21 protein-coding genes are annotated in these 17690 nt (G+C 72.3%); 11 read left to right on the forward strand and 10 right to left on the reverse strand.

Translation table 11 applies throughout. The features are described from left to right. Positions 1–23: 23 nt before the first annotated feature. Positions 24–950 (reverse strand): UbiA family prenyltransferase, encoded by a 927-nt coding sequence (locus RWH45_RS10955; protein ID WP_315994930.1) that lies wholly within the window; start codon positions 948–950, stop codon positions 24–26. A 19-nt stretch (positions 951–969) separates the two neighbouring features. Further along, the gene (locus tag RWH45_RS10960; RefSeq protein ID WP_315994931.1) at positions 970–1743 is read right to left on the reverse strand and encodes an MBL fold metallo-hydrolase; all 774 of its coding nucleotides are present in this window, start codon (positions 1741–1743) and stop codon (positions 970–972) included. 164 nt (positions 1744–1907) lie between these two features. Here RWH45_RS10960 and RWH45_RS10965 point away from each other — a divergent pair, with 164 nt between their 5' ends. Then, the gene (locus RWH45_RS10965) at positions 1908–2813 is read left to right on the forward strand and encodes an SDR family NAD(P)-dependent oxidoreductase (protein WP_315994932.1); all 906 of its coding nucleotides are present in this window, start codon (positions 1908–1910) and stop codon (positions 2811–2813) included. A gap of 97 nt (positions 2814–2910) precedes the next feature. Here RWH45_RS10965 and RWH45_RS10970 read toward each other — a convergent pair whose 3' ends face one another. Together RWH45_RS10970 and RWH45_RS10975 are read right to left on the reverse strand one after the other, a co-directional pair. Continuing rightward, on the reverse strand, positions 2911–3471 hold the full coding sequence (locus RWH45_RS10970) for a DUF2231 domain-containing protein (protein ID WP_315994933.1): 561 nt from the start codon (positions 3469–3471) through the stop codon (positions 2911–2913). A gap of 5 nt (positions 3472–3476) precedes the next feature. After that, entirely contained in the window at positions 3477–4358 is an 882-nt protein-coding gene (locus RWH45_RS10975; RefSeq protein WP_315994934.1) for a manganese catalase, read from the reverse strand. 238 nt (positions 4359–4596) lie between these two features. Here RWH45_RS10975 and RWH45_RS10980 point away from each other — a divergent pair, with 238 nt between their 5' ends. From RWH45_RS10980 to RWH45_RS10995, 4 genes are all read left to right on the forward strand, one after another. Beyond that, positions 4597–5052 carry an Hsp20/alpha crystallin family protein gene (locus RWH45_RS10980; protein ID WP_315994935.1) on the forward strand — a complete coding sequence of 152 codons (456 nt, stop codon included), beginning with the start codon at positions 4597–4599 and terminating at the stop codon, positions 5050–5052. 106 nt (positions 5053–5158) lie between these two features. Beyond that, positions 5159–6229, forward strand: coding sequence for an iron-containing redox enzyme family protein (locus tag RWH45_RS10985; RefSeq protein WP_437127336.1), 1071 nt, complete (start codon positions 5159–5161; stop codon positions 6227–6229). Then, positions 6226–6426: a CDGSH iron-sulfur domain-containing protein gene (locus RWH45_RS10990; protein WP_315994936.1), complete on the forward strand. Its 201-nt coding sequence runs from the start codon at positions 6226–6228 to the stop codon at positions 6424–6426. The genes RWH45_RS10985 and RWH45_RS10990 overlap by 4 nt, the downstream gene beginning before the upstream one ends. A 13-nt stretch (positions 6427–6439) precedes the next feature. Next, positions 6440–6595, forward strand: a complete 156-nt coding sequence (locus RWH45_RS10995) for a hypothetical protein (RefSeq protein ID WP_315994937.1) — start codon at positions 6440–6442, stop codon at positions 6593–6595. A gap of 79 nt (positions 6596–6674) precedes the next feature. Here the strand turns inward: RWH45_RS10995 and RWH45_RS11000 are convergent, their stop codons facing one another. Further along, positions 6675–7034 (reverse strand): sugar ABC transporter ATPase, encoded by a 360-nt coding sequence (locus tag RWH45_RS11000; protein ID WP_315994938.1) that lies wholly within the window; start codon positions 7032–7034, stop codon positions 6675–6677. A 187-nt stretch (positions 7035–7221) separates the two neighbouring features. Here RWH45_RS11000 and RWH45_RS11005 point away from each other — a divergent pair, with 187 nt between their 5' ends. The 4 genes from RWH45_RS11005 to RWH45_RS11020 all read left to right on the forward strand — a co-directional run bounded on the left by RWH45_RS11005 (position 7222) and on the right by RWH45_RS11020 (position 10570). After that, complete coding sequence (locus RWH45_RS11005) at positions 7222–8154, forward strand: helix-turn-helix transcriptional regulator (RefSeq protein ID WP_315994939.1); 933 nt, start codon at positions 7222–7224, stop codon at positions 8152–8154. Between the two features lie 111 nt (positions 8155–8265). Then, the gene (locus tag RWH45_RS11010; protein ID WP_315994940.1) at positions 8266–8592 is read left to right on the forward strand and encodes a DUF7882 family protein; all 327 of its coding nucleotides are present in this window, start codon (positions 8266–8268) and stop codon (positions 8590–8592) included. Between the two features lie 52 nt (positions 8593–8644). After that, entirely contained in the window at positions 8645–9853 is a 1209-nt protein-coding gene (locus tag RWH45_RS11015; RefSeq protein ID WP_315994941.1) for an NAD(P)/FAD-dependent oxidoreductase, read from the forward strand. 264 nt (positions 9854–10117) lie between these two features. Beyond that, the gene (locus RWH45_RS11020) at positions 10118–10570 is read left to right on the forward strand and encodes an SRPBCC family protein (RefSeq protein WP_076677050.1); all 453 of its coding nucleotides are present in this window, start codon (positions 10118–10120) and stop codon (positions 10568–10570) included. 67 nt (positions 10571–10637) lie between these two features. On the opposite strand, the gene RWH45_RS11025 is transcribed toward RWH45_RS11020, so the two are convergent. Next, a complete protein-coding gene (locus tag RWH45_RS11025; protein ID WP_315994942.1) occupies positions 10638–11630 on the reverse strand; it encodes an aldo/keto reductase in 993 nt (330 codons plus the stop codon). A gap of 151 nt (positions 11631–11781) precedes the next feature. Between RWH45_RS11025 and RWH45_RS11030 the strand changes: the two genes are divergently transcribed. Continuing rightward, complete coding sequence (locus RWH45_RS11030; RefSeq protein ID WP_315994943.1) at positions 11782–12264, forward strand: hypothetical protein; 483 nt, start codon at positions 11782–11784, stop codon at positions 12262–12264. Positions 12265–12402: 138 nt separating this feature from the next. Here RWH45_RS11030 and RWH45_RS11035 read toward each other — a convergent pair whose 3' ends face one another. From RWH45_RS11035 to RWH45_RS11045, 3 genes are all read right to left on the reverse strand, one after another. Continuing rightward, entirely contained in the window at positions 12403–13731 is a 1329-nt protein-coding gene (locus RWH45_RS11035; RefSeq protein WP_315994944.1) for a Cpe/LpqF family protein, read from the reverse strand. 141 nt (positions 13732–13872) lie between these two features. Continuing rightward, the gene (locus RWH45_RS11040) at positions 13873–15318 is read right to left on the reverse strand and encodes a PepSY-associated TM helix domain-containing protein (RefSeq protein ID WP_315994945.1); all 1446 of its coding nucleotides are present in this window, start codon (positions 15316–15318) and stop codon (positions 13873–13875) included. A gap of 239 nt (positions 15319–15557) precedes the next feature. Then, positions 15558–16157 (reverse strand): hypothetical protein, encoded by a 600-nt coding sequence (locus RWH45_RS11045; protein WP_315994946.1) that lies wholly within the window; start codon positions 16155–16157, stop codon positions 15558–15560. A gap of 116 nt (positions 16158–16273) precedes the next feature. On the opposite strand from RWH45_RS11045, the gene RWH45_RS11050 reads away from it, so the two are divergent. Continuing rightward, on the forward strand, positions 16274–17320 hold the full coding sequence (locus tag RWH45_RS11050) for an epimerase (RefSeq protein ID WP_315994947.1): 1047 nt from the start codon (positions 16274–16276) through the stop codon (positions 17318–17320). 69 nt (positions 17321–17389) lie between these two features. Here the strand turns inward: RWH45_RS11050 and RWH45_RS11055 are convergent, their stop codons facing one another. Next, entirely contained in the window at positions 17390–17548 is a 159-nt protein-coding gene (locus RWH45_RS11055) for a hypothetical protein (RefSeq protein WP_298873663.1), read from the reverse strand. Positions 17549–17690 lie beyond the last annotated feature (142 nt).

Below are 17690 nucleotides of genomic sequence, written 5' to 3' on the forward strand. Positions count from 1 at the left end.
GTCCCGGAGCGACGGAAGGTCGCTCAGGTCGCGACGAGCTGGGCGGCGAGCAGCAGAGCGGCGAGCATCGTGAGCTGGAACACCGCCCGCCCCGGTGTCCGCACGAACACCAGCACCGCGGCGGCGAGCGCGACCACCAGCACGGCGACGAAGAAGATGACGCCGACCGGGGTGGCATCCGTGCCGAGGAGCACCGCGACCGCGCCGACGACGATCCCGAACGCGGCGAGCACGACCGAGGCGCGCGCGCCGAGACGGTGCGGCAGGCCGCGCACCCCCGTGCGGCGATCGTCGTCGAGGTCGCGGACGACGTTGGTGAGGTGCACGGCGGCGCCGAGGGCGGCGCCGGCGAGGGAGGCCCACGGGGCGGCGAGGCCCGGGTCGGACTGCGACAGCGTCGCGAACGAGGGGAAGAGCCCGAAGCTCAGCAGGAACGGGACGATCGAGAACGGCGTGGACTTGAGCCCGGCGTTGTAGGCCCACGCCGAGGCGAGGGCGATCGCGTGTGCGGCGAGCAGCCCCGGCCCGAGCGGTACCGACAGCGCGACCGCGACAACGAGGGCTGCCACGGCCACCGCGAGCGCGCGCTCCGGGGTGACCGCTCCCCCGGCGATGGGCTTGTCGGTGCGGCCGACCGCCGCGTCGCGGGCGCCGTCGATCGCGTCGTTGGACAATCCGACCGAGACCTGCCCGGCGAACACGGCCACGACCAGCAGCACGAGACGCGCGGGCTCCACTCCGGCCGCGATGCCCAGCGCGAGCGACAGGGCCGTGACCACGAGCGTCGGCCCGGGGTGAGTGGCGCCCCACAGCGCCCGCACGAGGGGTGGCTTCGCCGCGGCATCCGTCACCTCGACGACGCTACCGTGGCGAGGCGCGTTCGCGGCACCGCGCGATGACGAGCGCGCGAGGTCGTCCCGCGGGGCGACACCGGCCGCACGAAAGGCCATGTGGGGGGGCTCGGGGCGATCAGTGGGCCCCGGTGGCGTGCGCGTCCCGCACCGCGTGTTCGGCCCCGGCCGTCCACGGGTCGCCGTGGCCCGGGAGCATCGTGCCGGCCCGGGTCTCGGCGAGGGCGCCGAGCACCGCGAGCGCCGCGGTGCTGTCGGCGGTCGCCGCGCGGGCGACGATCTGCGGCCCCGCCCGCCCGGTGTACGGGTCGAGGGTGACTAGGGCGTCGCCGGTGAACAGCAGGTCGCGGTCGGGGAGGTGAAACGCTGTGTGACCGTAGGTATGACCCGGGGTCGCGATCGGGACGAGGCCGCCCAGCAGCGGCTCGCCCGGGCGGATGTCGCCGAGCGCGGCCGCACCGCGGACGGAGAGTGCCCCGGCTCGGGCCATCTTCGCGAGAGCCGGGATGCCTCCGGGGTGACGGAGCGGATACAGGGCGCGAGACGCCTCGCGGTCGTAGCGGTAGGGATGCCGCACGAGCGGCACGTCGGCTTCGTGCACGTGGATCGGGACGTGGTGTTCGCGCTGCAGGCGGTCGACGGTGCCGACGTGGTCGAAGTGGCCGTGTGTGAGGGCGACCGACACCAAGTCGTCGGGACCGGAGCGATGCGCGGCCAGGGCGGCGACGAGGTACGGCCACGACCGTGGCAATCCCGTGTCGACGAGGATCAGGCCGTCATCGGTGGCGATGAGGTAGCTGTTGGTGAGGGCGCGCGTGATCATCAGCACGCCGTCGGCGACCTCTCTTACCCCGTCGGGCGTGCGCCCGGGTCCTGCGTGTTCTTTCGACATGTCGCACACCCTCGTGCGGGGACGGGCGGACCGCACACGGGGTTGCGGGTGCGCCGAGGCGCTGTTAGCGCGTCGGGCCGGCGTCAACCCCCTCGGGGTGCCCGGTCCCGCCGCTTAGCGTCGCCCCGCGAGGAGCCGCCGAGGCCTCACGCGGAGGGGACAGCATGGGTCAGGTCGTCGTCGTCACCGGCGGTTCGCGCGGAATCGGACGGGCGGCGGCCCTGCGCTTCGCCCGCCGGGGTGCCCGGCTCGCGCTCGTCGCGCGCGACGAGATCGCCCTCGCCGCGGCCGCCGAGGAATGCCGCCGCCGCGGGGCCGAGGTGCTCACCCTCTCGATCGACCTCGCCACCCCCGACGGACCGGCACGGGCGGCGGATGCCACGGTCGCCCGCTTCGGACGGATCGACGTGTGGGTGGGGTCGGCGTCGGTCTTCTCCTACGGTTCGGTCGAGGACACCCCCGACGAGGTGCGCGATCGGGTGATCGAGACGAACCTCCTCGGACACATGCGCGCCGCCCGCGCCGTGCTGCCGTACTTGCGCGCGGGCGGGGGCGGCACGATCGTCTTCGTCGGCTCGCTCTACTCGCAGGTGGCCGGGCCCTACGTCTCGTCGTACGTCGCCGCGAAGCACGGTCTGCTCGGCTTCGCGCGCTCGCTGCGGCAGGAGATGCTCGCGCACCGCGGCATCCGGGTGAAGGTCGTGCTGCCGGCCAGCATCGACACCCCGATCTACCAGCGCGCAGCGAACTACACCGGGCGCACCGCCTTCCCGCTCCCGCCGGTGGTCGCCGCCGACCGCGTGGCCCGCGCCATCGTGCGTGTGACGCGCGGACGCCGGCACGAGGTGGGCGTGGGGGCCGCGCAGTTCGTCACCCGTCCGCTGCAGTTCCTCGCGCCGCGCGTCTACGACCGCTTCATCCGCGCGCTGCAGCACGCGCTCGGCCTGCGCCGCCGGCCCGCGACACCGACCAGCGGCGCGGTGCTGGAGGCGCAGCACGACCCCGGCGCGGTGAGCGGCGGCTGGGCGCGCGTGCCGCTGCGGCGCCCGCGTTCTTCCACGGGAGGCTGAGCCCGTCGAAGCCTCCGGTCCCTTCGACAGGCTCACGGACCTCCCGCCACAGGAGGCTGAGCCTGTCGAAGCCCCCGCGGTCGAGAGGACCGATCGGTCAGGCGGCCGTCTCGAAGCCCTCGCGCTGGGTGTTCTCGTCGGCGACCCGCACGCCCCAGCGGTAGGCGAGCTTTCCGCCGAGCCAGCCCGAGACGCTCAGCCCGGCGGAGGCCATGACGCTGAGCCCGAAGGCCACGACCGGGACCCGCGCGAGATCCAACGCCCGCACGACGAGGCTGGTCGAGAACAGCGCCATCGCGGTGACGTTGATCACCAGATGAGCGACGGCCGTCCGCCGAGCCGGCGTTCCGCGCGGAATGCGCGACATGTCGAGCAGGCCGAGCACCGACGCCCCCACTGCCCCGCCGAGACCGATCGCGATGAGCCAGCGCGAGCCCTTCGCGAACGCCCGGGGATCGTCGGCGGCGAGAGCCAGCAGGTCGAAAACGAGGCTCGACGACCACGCCCCGATCGGCACGGTCACCGCGACCGGATGGAACGGGTGCCCGTACGGCCCCGCCACGATCGACCGCGGCACCTTGGCCGCGCGCATCGCGGGAAAGCTCGCTCCGCTCCGCGGCGCCGAGACCGTCGAGGGCCCCGGCGCCGCGGCATCCATCCCGTTCATTCCTTGTGCAGCGCGTCCTGCGCGCGCCCGGCGAGCTTCTCGACCGTGTTCGGCAGCTCGGTCGTGCCGTAGAACCGCACGTCGGGCTTGGTGGGCGGGGGCATCGGCACGCCCGCGGGGGGCTCGGGGAGGTAGGTGAACTCGCCCTTGCCGTCGGGCGTCGGCCCCGAGGCCCAGGTGCCGTCACCGGCCTGCGCACCGTTGCTGAAGTTGATGTATTGGTACGACACGTCGCGATCCTCCTTGTCGAGGGGGAAGTTGCTCGGCACGGGCATCTGCTCGTAGCCCTCGGCCTGCAGCTCGGCGGCCGCGGCGGCCCACTGGTTCTGGTGCATCGTGTCGCGGGCGAGGAGGAACGCGAGCAGGTCCTTCACGCCGTGGTCATCGGTCTGGTGATACAGCCGCGCGACCTGGACGCGCCCCTGCATCTCGGCGTTCGCGTTGGCGGTGAAGTCGGCGAGCAGATTGCCGCTCGCGGTGATGAAGCTGCCCTGCCACGGGTTGCCGTTCGCGTCGACGGGGCGGGCACCAGCGCCCGCGACGATCCCGTGCTGGATGTCGGTGCCGCCGATCACGGCGGCGACGGTCGGGTCGTCCTGCACGGCCTCCTCGGTGATGCCGAGCGGCGACTTCTCCAGCAGCTGCGCGATCATGATCGCGAGCATCTCGACGTGACCCATCTCTTCGGCACCGATACCGAACACGAGGTCGCGGTACTTGCCGGGCATGTGCATGTTCCACGCCTGGAACTGGTACTGCATCGCGACCGAGATCTCGCCGTACTGGCCGCCGAGCACCTCCTGGAGCTTGCGGGCGTAGACGGCGTCGGGCTTGTCGGGGGTGGCGCTGTGCTGGAGTTCTTGTCGGTGGAAGTACATGTCTCTCCTCGTCGTCGGGACGCCGACCGGGGGGCTCGGCATCGACGGCCACGAAACGCTTCCTCGCAGGGGTCCGGCACGGGGGTTGCGGGCGCGGTCGACGCGGGCCACAATCGCGCGCCCGACCTCTTGGCACTCTCGACCCGAGAGTGCTAATCTTCTGCCGAGTTGAGCGAGCATGACTCAACTTCTGGAGCCCCGGATGCCACGTCCGGACTGATCGAAAAGGAGAACGACCATGGCCACCTACGACCCCTTCCGCGACCTCGACCGCCTCGCGTCGACGCTCCTCGACGCCCGCCGCGGCGGTGGTCCGCGCCGGATGCCGATGGACCTGTACCGCGACGGCGATCACTACGTCCTCGCGGCCGACCTGCCCGGTGTCGACCCCGGGTCGGTCGACATCGACGTCGACGGCCAGCTGCTGACGATCCGCGCCGAGCGCACCCTCGGTTCGGGCGAGGGCGTGAAGTGGATCACCCGCGAACGCGAGACGGCATCCTTCGTCCGACAGCTCAACCTCGGGCAGGGCATCGACACCGAGCGCATCAGCGCCGCCTACCGCAACGGCGTGCTCTCGGTCACGATCCCCGTCAGCGAGAAGGCGAAGCCGCGGCGCATCGCCGTGTCGACCGACGACGGCGAGGGCGTGATCGAAGCGCACGAGAGCACGCCGCAGCCCATCGAGCAGTGATCACCACCGAGCGAGGGAGCGGTCCCATCCACCCGCTCCCTCGCCCGGGCGCCTCCGCTTGTCAAGGGTCTCGAACAACCGCCGCTCCCTGACGCACAGTGCCTGGGTGCCGCCGACTCTGTCCTCGCCCCCGCCCGCTGCGCCCGTCGACGACGTCGAGGCCCGGCTGGTGCCGTTCGACGCCCGCGGACCCGTGAGCGCCGCGGTTCTGCGTCACCTCGTGGACGGTGTCGCCACCGGGCACACGGCACTCGCCGACGCGGCGGTCTCCACGACCGCCGACATCGCGTGCGACGACGATCTCCAGCTCGCGCTCTTCGCGCTGTACGCCTCGTCGTACGGATCGATCGCGGCGTTTCGTGCCGAGCTCGAGTGGGATCCCGCGCTCGTCGCCACCCGACGCGTCATCGAGACGGCCTTCGAGGCCTCGCTGCGCGAGAGCATCGCCGTCCCGCAACCACCCGCGCCCACCGCGGATGCCGTGGCCCGCGACCTCTTCGCCCTGACCGGCGCCGAGGGCGGCCCCAGCCTCTCGCGTCACCTGGCGCGCAAGGCCACGCTCGAGCAGGCGCACGAGTTCCTCGTGCACCGCACGGTGTACACGCTGCGCGAGGCCGACCCCCATTCCTGGGCCATCCCCCGCCTGACCGGCCGCCCCAAGGCCGCCCTCGTCGAGATCCAGTCCGACGAGTACGGCGCCGGTCGCCCCGACCGCGTTCACGCGACCCTGTTCGCACGGGCGGTCCGCGGCGCCGGACTCACCGACGCGTACGGCGCCTATGTCGATGACGTTCCCGCCGTCACCCTCGCGTCGCACAACACGATGTCGATGTTCGGACTCAACCGCCGCTTGCTCGGCGCGATCGTCGGTCACCTCGCCGCGTTCGAGATGACCTCCTCGATCCCCAACCGTCTCTATTCCGAGGGGCTGCGCCGGCTCGGCTTCGGCGACGATGTGTGCGGGTACTTCGACGAGCACGTCGAGGCCGACGCCGTGCACGAGCAGATCGCCGGACGCGACCTCGCCGGCGCCTTGGCCGAGGACCGGCCCGACCTGCTCCCCGACATCCTGTTCGGCGCGGCCGCGTGCCTCGAGGTCGACGACCGCGTCGGCCGACACATGCTGGACGCGTGGTCGCGGGGTGCGTCGTCGCTGCGCACGGAGGACGAACGATGACCGACGACCGCGTCACGATCACGGCCTACCCCGACGGTCCCCTCCTCGTCCGCGGTGACGCCCACCTCCTGACCAGCGAGGGGGCGGAGGTGCCCCGTACCCGCCGCACCGTCGCCCTGTGCCGCTGCGGACTGTCGACCATCAAGCCGCTCTGCGACGGAACCCACAAGGCGTCGGGTTTCCGCACCGAGGAGTGAGGCTCTCGCCCCGATGCGTCTCGACGCCGACGACGCGCTGCCGCTGCGACGGAGGGACGACGCCGGTCTCGACGAGCTCGCGGACGACCCTCACGACCTCGTGCGTCGGTCGGCCACGCCCTCACGCGCGCTGCGACGCGGGGTCGCGGACGCCCGCGACCATGCGTAGGCGGCCCGGCAGGAGAGGGGCCCACGCGCACGACGACGCCCCGACCACCGGGAGCGGTGACCGGGGCGTCGGGAGTGCGTCAGAGGTCTTCCGGAGCGAGATCGCCCTGACCCTCTTCGCCCAGTTCGACGACGCCCGGGTCCTCGCCCTGCGAGTCGGTACCGGTGGACTCGGGGTGGATGTCCTCGAGGGGGATGTCACTGTCGTCTGCCGGGATCTCGGCAGGGTCGGCGCCGGTCGCGGTGGCCGGGTTGATGTCGTCGGGATCGGCGCCCTCGTCGAGAGCGGTGGTGGCGTCCCACTCCGCCTGCGCCGGGTCGAGCGCGGGATCCGGCTCGATGGACGTGTCGCCGTCGCGCAGGGGCTGCACACCCGCGGTTCCCACGTCCGCGGCCGGCATGGTCGCGTCGGGGGTCGGGTCGATCGAAGCGTCGCTCATGAGGGGTCCTTCCGTCGGACGCGGGGGGCCGCCGGAATCAGCGGTGAACCCATCCAACGCGGGCCCCGCGCAACCGGCCCGCCCCTTGACAGCCTCTCGGCGCGCCCGTACCGGACGTCACGTCCGGCCCGCGCTCCGCTCCACCACCCCACCCCGGGCCGCGCCACGACGCGGCGGAAGGAAAGCCATGGGAGAGTTCCTCTCGGTGCGCTCACGCGGAATCGACGACGTCGAACGCGTGTGGCGCCAGTTCGTCCCCAGTGCCCGTCTCGAGCGGGTCGACCCCCGTACCGTGTCGTTCTCGTGGACCTCGGTCGAGCTCGCGCACTTCTCGGCGGTGTCGTATGAACTCGCGGCATCCGTCCATTCCTCGGTGCGCATGACCGACCAGATCATGGCGTGCCGCATGATCGCGGACGACGTGCGCATCGAGTCGGAGGGGCGCCCCGTCGACCCGCGGCGACCATGGGTGACCTCGGACGCCGGGGCGGACGCGCAATGGACGGGTTCGGCGCGGGTACGTGCCTTCGTGTTCGACCGCAGCGACGCCGAGCGCGTCGCACGCATCGCCTCGGGCGACGACCGACTCGTGCTGCGTCGGATCGATCCACAGGCGCGGGATCGCGACGCCGCGACCCAGTGGGAACGCTCGTTCGCACACGTGTCGTCGTCGCTGGTCGCCGTCCACGACGACGGCATCCTGGCCGCGGAGCTGCACCGGCACGCGCTCCTGTCGACCCTGTCGGCGTTCTCGACCTCCTATGCCGAGGCCGTGCAGCGGGCCCACCAGCGCTCGTCGGCGCCGCGCGCCGTGCGCCGCGCCGTCGCGCACATCGAGGCGCACGCGCACGAGCCGCTCACCCTCGAGGACATCGCCGCGGCAGCGGGGATGTCGGGGCGCGGGCTGCAGCACGCCTTCCGCCGCACTCTCGACATGACGCCGATGGAATATGTGCGCCGCGTGCGGCTCAGTGCCGCCCACGAGGAGTTGCGCTCGGGCACCGCGGTGTCGGTCTCCGACGTTGCGAAGCGCTGGGGTTTCTCCAGCGCCTCGCGCTTCGCCCGGTACCACCGGGAGCACTACGGACAGAACCCGGCGCAGGTGGCCCGCATGTTCTGAGGCGTCGCGTTCGGTCTCGCCGTTGCGCACGGGGTGTCGGCGAGACCTTCCGAACACACAGCGATTGCACAGTGAAGACGGCGGGGCACGACAGCCCGCGAAAGGACAGATGTGGGCAAGTTCATCTACGAGGGCGGCGTTCGCAACGAGTTCGAGGACCGCCTCCTCGCGCACCTCCAGGTGGTCGTCGGCAACAAGCTGCGCCGCGGGGAGCCGTTCTACTTCGTGTGGAAAGACGACATCAGCACGGGAGGCGGCCGCACGTCGGTCTGGGTGCACCCCCGCGCCAACATCGTCTTCAAGTTCAACGGCGGACGCCCGCCCGCGCTGAACCGCGCGTGGCTCGAGGCGCTGATGTCGACGGCCAACTCCCCCACGGGTCTGTACGTCGTCCCCGAACCCGCCGACGAGACGGTGGCGCCCGAGTCGTACGCCTGACGCGGCTGTCAAGGCGCTGGCATCCCGGCCCCCGGCGGCGGAGCGTGGAGGGATGACCCCCTCTTCCTCCGCCGCGCCCGTGCGCGTCGTCGTGATCGGCGGCGGCAATGCCGGACTCTCCGTCGCCGGGCGGCTGCATCGCGCCCGCGTCGGCGAGATCACCGTCATCGAGCCGCGCGAGCAGCACGTCTTCGCCCCCCTGCAATCCCACATCGCGGGAGGGGCCGCGCGGGCGTCCGAGGCCGTGCGACGTCAAGCCGACGTCATCCCGCCGGGGGTGCGGTGGTTGCGCGATGAGGCCTTCACCGTGGATGCCGAGACCCGGCGCGTGCACCTCGTCTCGGGCGGAAGGATCGACTACGACCAGCTCGTCGTCTGCGCCGGCATGCGGATGGCGTGGGAGCAGATCCCGGGCCTGACCGAAGCGATGGCGACCCCCGAGGGCGTGTCGAACTACGACTACGACCTCGCCGCGAAGGCCTCCCCGGTGCTGCGCGATCTGCGTCGGGGCACGGTGGTGTTCACCCAGCCGCCCGAGCCGGCATCCTGCGGGGCCGCCGCGCAGAAGCCGATGTACCTCGCGTGCGACTGGTGGCGCGCGATCGGCGTCCGTGACGACATCCGCGTCGTGTTCGTCTGCCCCGATCCCGTGCCCTTCGGCATCCCGGCCATCGATCGCGAACTTCGTCGCAAGCTCGACGAGTACGGCATCGAGGTGCGGTACCAGCGCGAACTCACGAACGTGGATGCCGACAGCCGCACGATCGAGATCGGACACGGCGAGGCGCGCGAAACCATCGCGTACGACGTGCTGCACGCCGTTCCGCCCCAGCGGGCGCCGGAGTGGATCGCCGGCAGCGGGCTGTCGGCATCCGATGATCCGCACGGGTTCGTCGACGTCGACCCCGAGACGTTCCAGCACGTGCGCCACCCCGAGATCTGGGCCCTCGGAGACGCCGCGACCGTCGCCACGCGCCGCTCGGGCGGGGCGATCCGGCAGCAGGCGAAAGCGCTCGTGAAGAACATGACGGCGGTCCTGGCCGGCCGCACCCCGACCGCGAGGTACAACGGCTACAGCGTCGTTCCGTTCACGGTGTCGCGGGGCACCGTCGTGTTCGCCGAGTTCGACCGCGCGGGTCGGTTGCAGCCCACCATCCCCTTCTGGCGGTCGCTCTACCGCGAGCGCCGCCTGTCGTGGATCGCCGATCGCCGTGTGCTGCCGTGGGTGTACTGGCACCTGATCCTGCGCGGGCGCGCCTGACGGCACCGGCCCGCGGCCACGGGGCGCGCGCCCGGCGTCGGGTCGCGCCCGGCGTCGGGTCGCGATAAACGCCATTCGTGCGCAGAAACGCCCTGACACCGCGTTTCCGCGCACGGATGGCGTTTATGCGGGTGGGAAGCGAGCGACGGGACCCGCTCGCGCCTATAGGGCACGAACGCCGATCCCTCAACCCCGGGGGCGGGCCGTCGGGATCGCGCGAAGACTGGGGGCACCCCGGAAACCCACGAGAAGAGGACATGCACCATGGCACAGGTCATCGAAACCATCGACGTCGACGTTCCCGTCCGCGTCGCCTACAACCAGTGGACCCAGTTCGAGGAGTTCCCGCACTTCATGAGCTTCGTGGAGTCCATCACGCAGAAGTCCGACACGCTCACGCACTGGAAGGTGAAGATCGCCGGTGCCGAGCGCGAGTTCGACGCCGAGATCACCGAGCAGCACCCCGATGAGCGCGTCGCGTGGAACAGCGTCGGCGGCGACGAGAACCACGCGGGTGTCGTGACCTTCCACCGCCTGTCCGACACCGAGACGCGCGTGACCGTGCAGATCGACTGGGAGCCCGCGGGCGCCCTCGAGAAGCTCGGCGCCGTCTTCGGCGCCGACGACCACTCGGTGAAGAAGGACCTCGCGAACTTCAAGGAGTACATCGAGTCGCGCGGCGCCGAGTCCGGCGCCTGGCGCGGCGACGTCAGCTGACGTCTCCCCCTTCGATGAGAAGCCGGGCCCGCCTTCAAAGCGGGCCCGGCTTCTCGTCATCGCGGCGTCACCACTGCGGGTGGATCTCCGCGCGCAGACGACGGTCGTACACGTCGCGCACGAGGGCGTCGAACGCGTCGAGGTCGAAGCCGCCGTCGAGCAGGCCGCCCGCCTCGGCGTTCGCGCGGGCCTGCTGCACCGAACGCGCTCCCGGGATGACCGCCGTGACACCCTCGCGCGACGCGATCCACGCGAGCGTCGCGGCCGGCAGCGTCACGCCCTCCGGCAGCGAGGCCTTGAGTTCGTCGGCCGCGGCCACGCCCTCCTCGAACGGCACTCCCGAGAACGTCTCGCCCTTGTCGAAGGCTTCGCCGTTGCGGTTGTAGGTGCGGTGATCGTTCTCGTCGAAAGTGGTGTTCGTCGTGTACTTCCCCGACAGCAGGCCGCTCGCGAGCGGCACGCGCGCGAAGACCGCGACGTTCTGCTCGGCCGCGAGGGGCAGCACCTCGTCGAGGGGCTTGAGGCGGAACGGGTTGAAGATGATCTGCAGGTTGGTCAGGTTCGGCCGCCGCAGCGCCGACAGCGCCTGATCCATGGTCTCGACCGACGCCCCGTAGGCGGCGATCACGCCCTCCGACACGACCTGGTCGAGGGCGTCCCACGTGGCGTCGCCGTCGATGACGGCCGACGGCGGGCAGTGCAGCTGCACGAGATCGAGCGTCTCGGTGTCGAGCAGACGACGCGAGCGATCGAGCCAGCCGCGGAAGTTCTCCATCACGTAGTTCTCGGGCACCTGGTCTTCCCGGCGCCCCATCTTGGTGGCGACGGTGATGCCGGCATCCGGCCTGCTCTTCAGGAACGCCCCGATGATCTGCTCGGACCGGCCGTCTCCGTAGACGTCGGCGGTGTCGAAGAGGGTGACGCCGGAATCGGCCGAGGCCTCGAGCACGGCACGGGCATCGCCCTCGCTGACATCACCCCAGTCGGCGCCGAGCTGCCAGGTGCCGAGGCCGATCGCCGAGACCTCACGGCCGGTACGGGAGAGGGGACGCTGCTGCATTGCGGTTCCTTTCGAAGCTTCTCCGAGCCTATCCAGCCCCTCCGACACCGGGGCCGATCGACGACGGATGCCGGTGACCCGGCGAGCGCAACCCCGGATGCGCTCGCGCACCCGACGCCTAGCGTGGCGACACACCCACGGAAGGAACAGCATGGACACCCCCGCCGAGCGGCTCCCCGGAGCCGACGAAGAGAACATCGTCCCCGACTCCGACGGTCTCGCCGCCGATGTGCCCGCGGGCGCCGCGGGCGCCGATTCGGGAGCCGTCGGCACGGCTCGCATCGACCCCGACGACGAAGCGCGCCTGCAGGGCATCTCGAGCCAGAACGACCTGCCCGGCGTCGGCACGCGCGCCGCCGACGGACTCACCGAGCGCGGCACGGACGACGCGCGCGGCGAGGGCGGGTCGACATCGCGCCACACCGAGGACACCGGGGGCGCCGACCACGACGACCTCCCCACGGAGAAGAGCGAGGACGTGCGGACTCCGGCCTCTCCCCCGCGCAGCGACGACGGCGGCGAACCGCACGTCGACGCCGACGACCCCATCGCGGCCTTCCAGCCGGGCGTCGGTCGCGACTCCGCGGCATCCAGCAAGATCGCCCAGGGCCTCCCCGACCCCGACGAGGCCTGACCGGCCGGACGCGGGAGGTTCGGTCGTCCGGGCCTCCCGCGCCCGGTCCCTTCGACAGGCTCAGGGACCTCCCCACGTAGAAGGAAGGCTGACCCCGTCGGAGCCTCCGCAACCCGCGACCCGGGCCGGTCCCGAGCATCAGTGCGTCAGGCGCAGGGCGTCCTCGGCGAGGTGGAAGAAGCTCGGCATCGCCTCCGACACCGCGGCGACGTCGGTGTCGGCCATCAGCAGCACCACCGTCGCGTCCCCCGCGTCGTCGCGCACGAACCAGCTGCCGGTCAGCACACCGCGGCTCGAACCGCCCTTGAACGCCACGTACGGCCAGGTTTTGACATCGAGTCCCTGGCCCGGGTTCTCGCTCAGGATGCCGAGCACCTCGGCATCCTGAGTCCGCTGCAGCGCGTGGTGCACGGCGGCGACGTCGGCCGCCGACGCGAACCAGTCGAACCCGTTCTGCCACTGCGACGTGGTCACCGCCTCGCCCTCCACGGCGAGGGGCGCCGCGGCGATGCGGTCGAGCACCGCGCGCCCGCCCGCTTCGTCGGCGGCTTGCCATTCCGCCCGCAGCGCGGGGTCTCCCCACCCGAGGGTGAAGATCTCCTTCGTGGAGGGGAAGGGCGTCAGCGCCGCGGGGTCGGCGTGGCCGCTGCGTGCGACCGCCGCTTCGACGCGCTCCCGACCGAGCCGCGCGATCAGCAGATCGGTCGCCGTGTTGTCGCTGATGCGGATCATGGCCGACGCGGCATCCCGCACCGACACCTCGGTGCCCGCGGGGGCATCCTGCAACTCACCCGAGGGCAGACTGCGGTCGGTGTCGGCGAGCACGAGGGTGTCGCCCCACGACACCTCCCCGGATGCCACGGCCTCCGCCGTCGCGAGCAGCACGTACAGCTTGAACACCGACGCCAGCGGGGCGGAGCGGTCGGCGTCGAGGGAGATCACGGTCTCGTCGCCCCGCTGGACGAGGGCGCTCACCTCGCCGGGCAGTTCGCGCAGCCGCCGCTCGACCTCGTCGAGCGAGGTCGACGGCTCCCAGGCCGGGGCGACGGGGCTCAGCAGCATCGTGGTGATCCGCCCCGCGGAGTCGATCGCGAGGGTGAGGTCGAACGGGTCGCCGAGGGCGCCGGCGACCGTGGCGCGCGCCTGCGTCTCGGTGCCGGTGTAGGCGGTGACGGTGAACGGCGCCGCCGGGCGGATCTGGCGGTTCACCATCTCCGCGACCTGCTCCGCCGGCACCTGCTTCTGGAAGTTCTCGTCCAGCACCCGAGCCCACTCCCCGGCCGTGGTGTCGTTTTCGGCCTCGAACAGGTCGAGGACCCACGTCAACCGCTCCCCGACGGGGGTGGAGGGGACCTCGACGGATGCCGCGGCGCTCGCGGTCGGGACGGGTTTCGCGCTCGTGCATGCGGTGAGGGCGGCGACGGCGACGAGCGAGACGAGGGCGGTCAGGCGACGGGCGAGGGTCACGAGGTTCCTTCCGGTGGGGTCCTCCCACGCTACGAGCGGGCGGCTTCGCGCACCTCCCCCTCTCGACGGAGGTGCGCGAAGCGGTCGAGGCGCGGGACGACATCCGCCGGACCCCGTCCGCGGCATACCGTCCCCCGGGACTCAGCGCGCTGCCGTGCCGCGCGTCCCCGACGGGGCAGCGCGCCGCGCCCGCCACCCGACGAGCACGTCGATCACGACGAACGCGGCGAGCGTGTAGCCCACGAGCGGCAGGAACAGCCCGATCGCGATCGCGACGACGAGCACCGCCGCGATCCCCCACCACGGCGCGCGCCCCAGAGCCCCTCGGGCCGGTGCGGCCGCGAGACCGCGGGTCGGTCGACGCCTCCACCACATCGCGTACCCGAGCACGACGAGAGCGGCGATGCCGAGGGCGAGCGCGAACAGCACGAGCTGGTTGGCGAGGCCGAACATCGTCCCCGAGTGCAGATCGATGCCCCACCGCGAGAGTTTCGCGAGCAGGGGGTAGTCGGCGAAGTCGACGCGATCGGTCACCTGCATCCGCGATCCATCGATCGCGACGGCATCCACCTCGGTCGGGAAGCTGCGGTGGATCTCCTGCACCACCCACGCCTTCCCGGCGGCGGCGGGCGGCTTGATCTCGACGTCGCCGCTGTCGACGTTGATGCGCTGCGCGATCGCGAGGACCGCGTCGAAGGTCGCGGAGTCGGCGGGGCCGGTCGCTGCCGCGGCGCTGTGCCCCGCGTGCCCGGCATGCTCTCCACCCGCTGCCGCGCCGTCGAGCGAGGTCGTCAGCGTCGGAGTGCCCTCCCCCACCGCGGCTCGGAGGTCGGACACGTGGGCTCCGGCGAACGTCGACCACGTGATGCCGGTCGCCGAGAGGAAGACCGCGCCGAGCACGACCCAGATCCCGACGGCGGAGTGCCACCCCGACAACCGGCGGTAACCGGTGTGACGGCGGTTCGGACGCACGAGGTCGCGGCGGCCCCGGCGCGAGCGCACGAAGCGTCCGATCCACAGTCCGAGCCCCGCAAGGGCGACGATCCCGAGCCAGGATGCCGCGAGCTCGCTGTACCAGCGCCCCGCATCCCCGAGGTGCAGCGACCGGTGCAGGTCGCTGATCCAGTGCCGCAGCGGCAGCGCTCCGCTCGTGCCGTAAGCGGGGAGATCGCCGCGGATCTCGGTCGTGGCCGGATCGACGAAGATCGCTCGCGTCGTGCTCTCGGGCAGCGTCTCGTCGGCGAACATGACGCGCGTCGTCGCGCCGGCCTCGGGCGCGGGGCGCACCGCGACGGGCGTCGATCCGTCGCCGAGGTGGGCCCGCGCCGCCTCGATCTGGGCGGCGAGAGAGACCCCCGGGGCGTCCGAGGCCGCGGTCAGCTCGTGCGCGTACATGACCTTCTGGAGGGTCGGTGCGACCGCGTACAGGGCCCCGCTCACCGCCGCGACGAGGATGAACGGCCCCACGAGGAGACCGGCGAAGAAGTGCAGGCGCCGCAGCAGCGGGGTGAACCACCCTGCGCTGCCGGGCGGGCGGACGGCTGGGGAGGGGGCCGCGGCCGCAGGAGGGGAGTCGGTGGCGGTCATGCGACGACCACCGGACGAAGACGGGAAGAGGGCATGGGGATGTCGCTTTCCGGGCGCGAACGCCCGTCATCCGGCGCGCACAGCGGCACCGGTGCCGCGCCCTCCGACGGGCGGCCCGCGGGCCGGCGCGTGCGGATGAGCGCGGAGAGGAAGGGGGCGCATCCGGGAGGGATGCGGGAGGAACCGGCGCGCGAATCGCGCGCGGCCGGATCCCCACCCGGAAGAGGGCGGGGAGAAGCTCAGGATGCCGCGAGCGGCGGACCGCGACGGCGAGCCGACGCGACGATGACGGTCGAGATCGGCACGACATCGGCGACGACCATCGCGTGCACGCGACGAGTCGGCGCCGGGCCGACGGAGACGGCGGCGACGCGCGCCCGCGCGCGAACCCACGCGACGCAGCGACCGGCGAGCGCCCCGAGGACGGCGACCGTGCGCTCACCGCGATGCAGCATCGCCGTGGTCGCGACGGCCGCGACGAGGTGACCGGCCCACATCGTGGCATCCACCGAGACGACCGGTGCCGGGGCGTCACCCGTCAGCAGGAGCGGCGCGCCGTGGACGTGACCCGCGACCCCGGGCTGGAAGCTGCCCAGCACGAAGAGCAAGTGGAAGAGCAGCTGGCTGAGGGCGACCGCGAGCCCGAGACGCGCCGGCGAGAGCCGTCGTCCGGCGAGGACGGTGCACACGACGAACGACAGGGCGAGGGGCACGACGACCCCGACGAGCCCGGGTACCTCCCCGCCGCCGGAGACGTGGGAGAGCAGGGCGACGAAGGTGGCGACGGATGCCGCCACCGCACCGCGCGCGACGCGCGGGGCCCGGCTCTGTCGTCGCATGGACTCATTGTGGCAGCACGCGAGGACCCCCTCCGCGCCCGACGAACAGGCTGTGCGACGAGGATCGGCGGTTCGCACGACTCGGTCGGTAGCATCGACCGACGACAGGAGCCCCCGTGACCGATCACCCCGCAGACCGCGACGGCGACCCGCGACCCGCTTCGCGCCCGCGCGCCGTCATCGCCGGCGCGAGCGGCTTCGTCGGGCGGGCACTGACCCGCGCGTTCGAGGATGACGGCTACGACGTCTACACCGTCGGCCGCACGGGGTCCGCGGTATGGGGGGATGCACCGGCGATCGCGCGCCTGGTCGACGGCGCCGACGTGCTGATCAACCTCGCCGGGAAGATCGTGTCGTGCCGGTACACCGACGCGAATCGCGACGAGATCCTCCGCTCCCGCGTCGAGACCACGCGTGAGCTGCACACCGCCGTCGCTGCGGCCGACACGCCGCCACGCGTTTGGATGAACGCCTCCACCGCCACGATCTACCGGCACGAGACCGAGCGCGGCAACGACGAGGTCGAGGGCGTGCTCGGTGAGGGGTTCTCGGTCGACGTCGCCACGAGGTGGGAGCGTGCGTTCTTCGCCGGCGAGCTGCCCGCGACGCGCCGCGTCGCGCTGCGTATGGCGATCGTCCTCGGCGACGGCCCCGCCACGCGCATGCTGTTCGCCCTCGCGAAACTCGGAGTCGGCGGGCCCCAGATCGACAGCTGGTGGTTCCCGCACCGGCGCTACCGCGGCATCGGCGCCCGTCCGACCGGACCCGTGTGGTCGTCGTGGCACCGGACGAGCGGACACCAGCGCTTCAGCTGGATCCACATCGACGACGTCGTGGCATCCGTCCGCTTTTTGCGCGACCACGACACGCTCTCGGGGCCGGTCAACCTCTCCGCTCCGGGCGTCAGCGACAACCGCACCCTCATGCGGGAGCTTCGGAGGGTGGCCCGGATGCCGTGGGGCCTGCCCGCGTGGAGATGGATGCTCGACCCGGCGATGGCGGTCTTGCGCAACGAGCCCGAGCTGGTGCTCAAGAGCCGGTGGGCGCTCCCCCGCCGACTGACCGAGGCGGGGTTCACCTTCCGGTTCGCCGAGCTCGGCGGCGCCCTCGACGACGTCGCTGCATCGCGTCGGCCCCGAGCGCGCGATATTCTCGCCGCCTGAACGACGACGCCGCCCCGGCGCGGCCTCCCGGGGGCGGCACGCGCGGAGCGGCGTCGGTGAGACCGGTGGTCAGACCTGTCGACGGATGAAGCGCATGAGCGCGGCGATGATGCCGATGATCAGGATGATGATCCCGATCCACAGCAGGAACTTCACGGCCTCGACGAAGACGCCGAGGAACAGGAGCACGAGGCCCACGATGACGAGGATGATGGCGAGAGCTGGCATAACCTCCACCCTGCACCTCCGGGCGGGCCCGCGCCGCGGCCTTGACACGCGCCGAGCCGGCCGACAAGGACGTGTCAAGACGGTCGCCGACTCGGCATCCGGCGGCTAGCGTCGAGCACACCACGACCCCGAGGAGGCGGCT

The sequence above is a fragment of the Microbacterium galbum genome, from assembly GCF_032464915.1.
Lineage (GTDB): Bacteria > Actinomycetota > Actinomycetes > Actinomycetales > Microbacteriaceae > Microbacterium > Microbacterium galbum.

What these genes read in the sequence shown, in the direction of transcription:
- RWH45_RS10955 (WP_315994930.1), bottom strand. Translation starts at nt 950, where the DNA reads ATGGCCTTTCGTGCGGCCGGTGTCGCCCCGCGGGACGACCTCGCGCGC.
- RWH45_RS10960 (WP_315994931.1), bottom strand. Translation starts at nt 1,743, where the DNA reads ATGTCGAAAGAACACGCAGGACCCGGGCGCACGCCCGACGGGGTAAGA.
- RWH45_RS10965 (WP_315994932.1), top strand. Translation starts at nt 1,908, where the DNA reads ATGGGTCAGGTCGTCGTCGTCACCGGCGGTTCGCGCGGAATCGGACGG.
- RWH45_RS10970 (WP_315994933.1), bottom strand. Translation starts at nt 3,471, where the DNA reads ATGGATGCCGCGGCGCCGGGGCCCTCGACGGTCTCGGCGCCGCGGAGC.
- RWH45_RS10975 (WP_315994934.1), bottom strand. Translation starts at nt 4,358, where the DNA reads ATGTACTTCCACCGACAAGAACTCCAGCACAGCGCCACCCCCGACAAG.
- RWH45_RS10980 (WP_315994935.1), top strand. Translation starts at nt 4,597, where the DNA reads ATGGCCACCTACGACCCCTTCCGCGACCTCGACCGCCTCGCGTCGACG.
- RWH45_RS10990 (WP_315994936.1), top strand. Translation starts at nt 6,226, where the DNA reads ATGACCGACGACCGCGTCACGATCACGGCCTACCCCGACGGTCCCCTC.
- RWH45_RS10995 (WP_315994937.1), top strand. Translation starts at nt 6,440, where the DNA reads ATGCGTCTCGACGCCGACGACGCGCTGCCGCTGCGACGGAGGGACGAC.
- RWH45_RS11000 (WP_315994938.1), bottom strand. Translation starts at nt 7,034, where the DNA reads ATGAGCGACGCTTCGATCGACCCGACCCCCGACGCGACCATGCCGGCC.
- RWH45_RS11005 (WP_315994939.1), top strand. Translation starts at nt 7,222, where the DNA reads ATGGGAGAGTTCCTCTCGGTGCGCTCACGCGGAATCGACGACGTCGAA.
- RWH45_RS11015 (WP_315994941.1), top strand. Translation starts at nt 8,645, where the DNA reads ATGACCCCCTCTTCCTCCGCCGCGCCCGTGCGCGTCGTCGTGATCGGC.
- RWH45_RS11020 (WP_076677050.1), top strand. Translation starts at nt 10,118, where the DNA reads ATGGCACAGGTCATCGAAACCATCGACGTCGACGTTCCCGTCCGCGTC.
- RWH45_RS11025 (WP_315994942.1), bottom strand. Translation starts at nt 11,630, where the DNA reads ATGCAGCAGCGTCCCCTCTCCCGTACCGGCCGTGAGGTCTCGGCGATC.
- RWH45_RS11030 (WP_315994943.1), top strand. Translation starts at nt 11,782, where the DNA reads ATGGACACCCCCGCCGAGCGGCTCCCCGGAGCCGACGAAGAGAACATC.
- RWH45_RS11040 (WP_315994945.1), bottom strand. Translation starts at nt 15,318, where the DNA reads ATGACCGCCACCGACTCCCCTCCTGCGGCCGCGGCCCCCTCCCCAGCC.
- RWH45_RS11045 (WP_315994946.1), bottom strand. Translation starts at nt 16,157, where the DNA reads ATGCGACGACAGAGCCGGGCCCCGCGCGTCGCGCGCGGTGCGGTGGCG.
- RWH45_RS11055 (WP_298873663.1), bottom strand. Translation starts at nt 17,548, where the DNA reads ATGCCAGCTCTCGCCATCATCCTCGTCATCGTGGGCCTCGTGCTCCTG.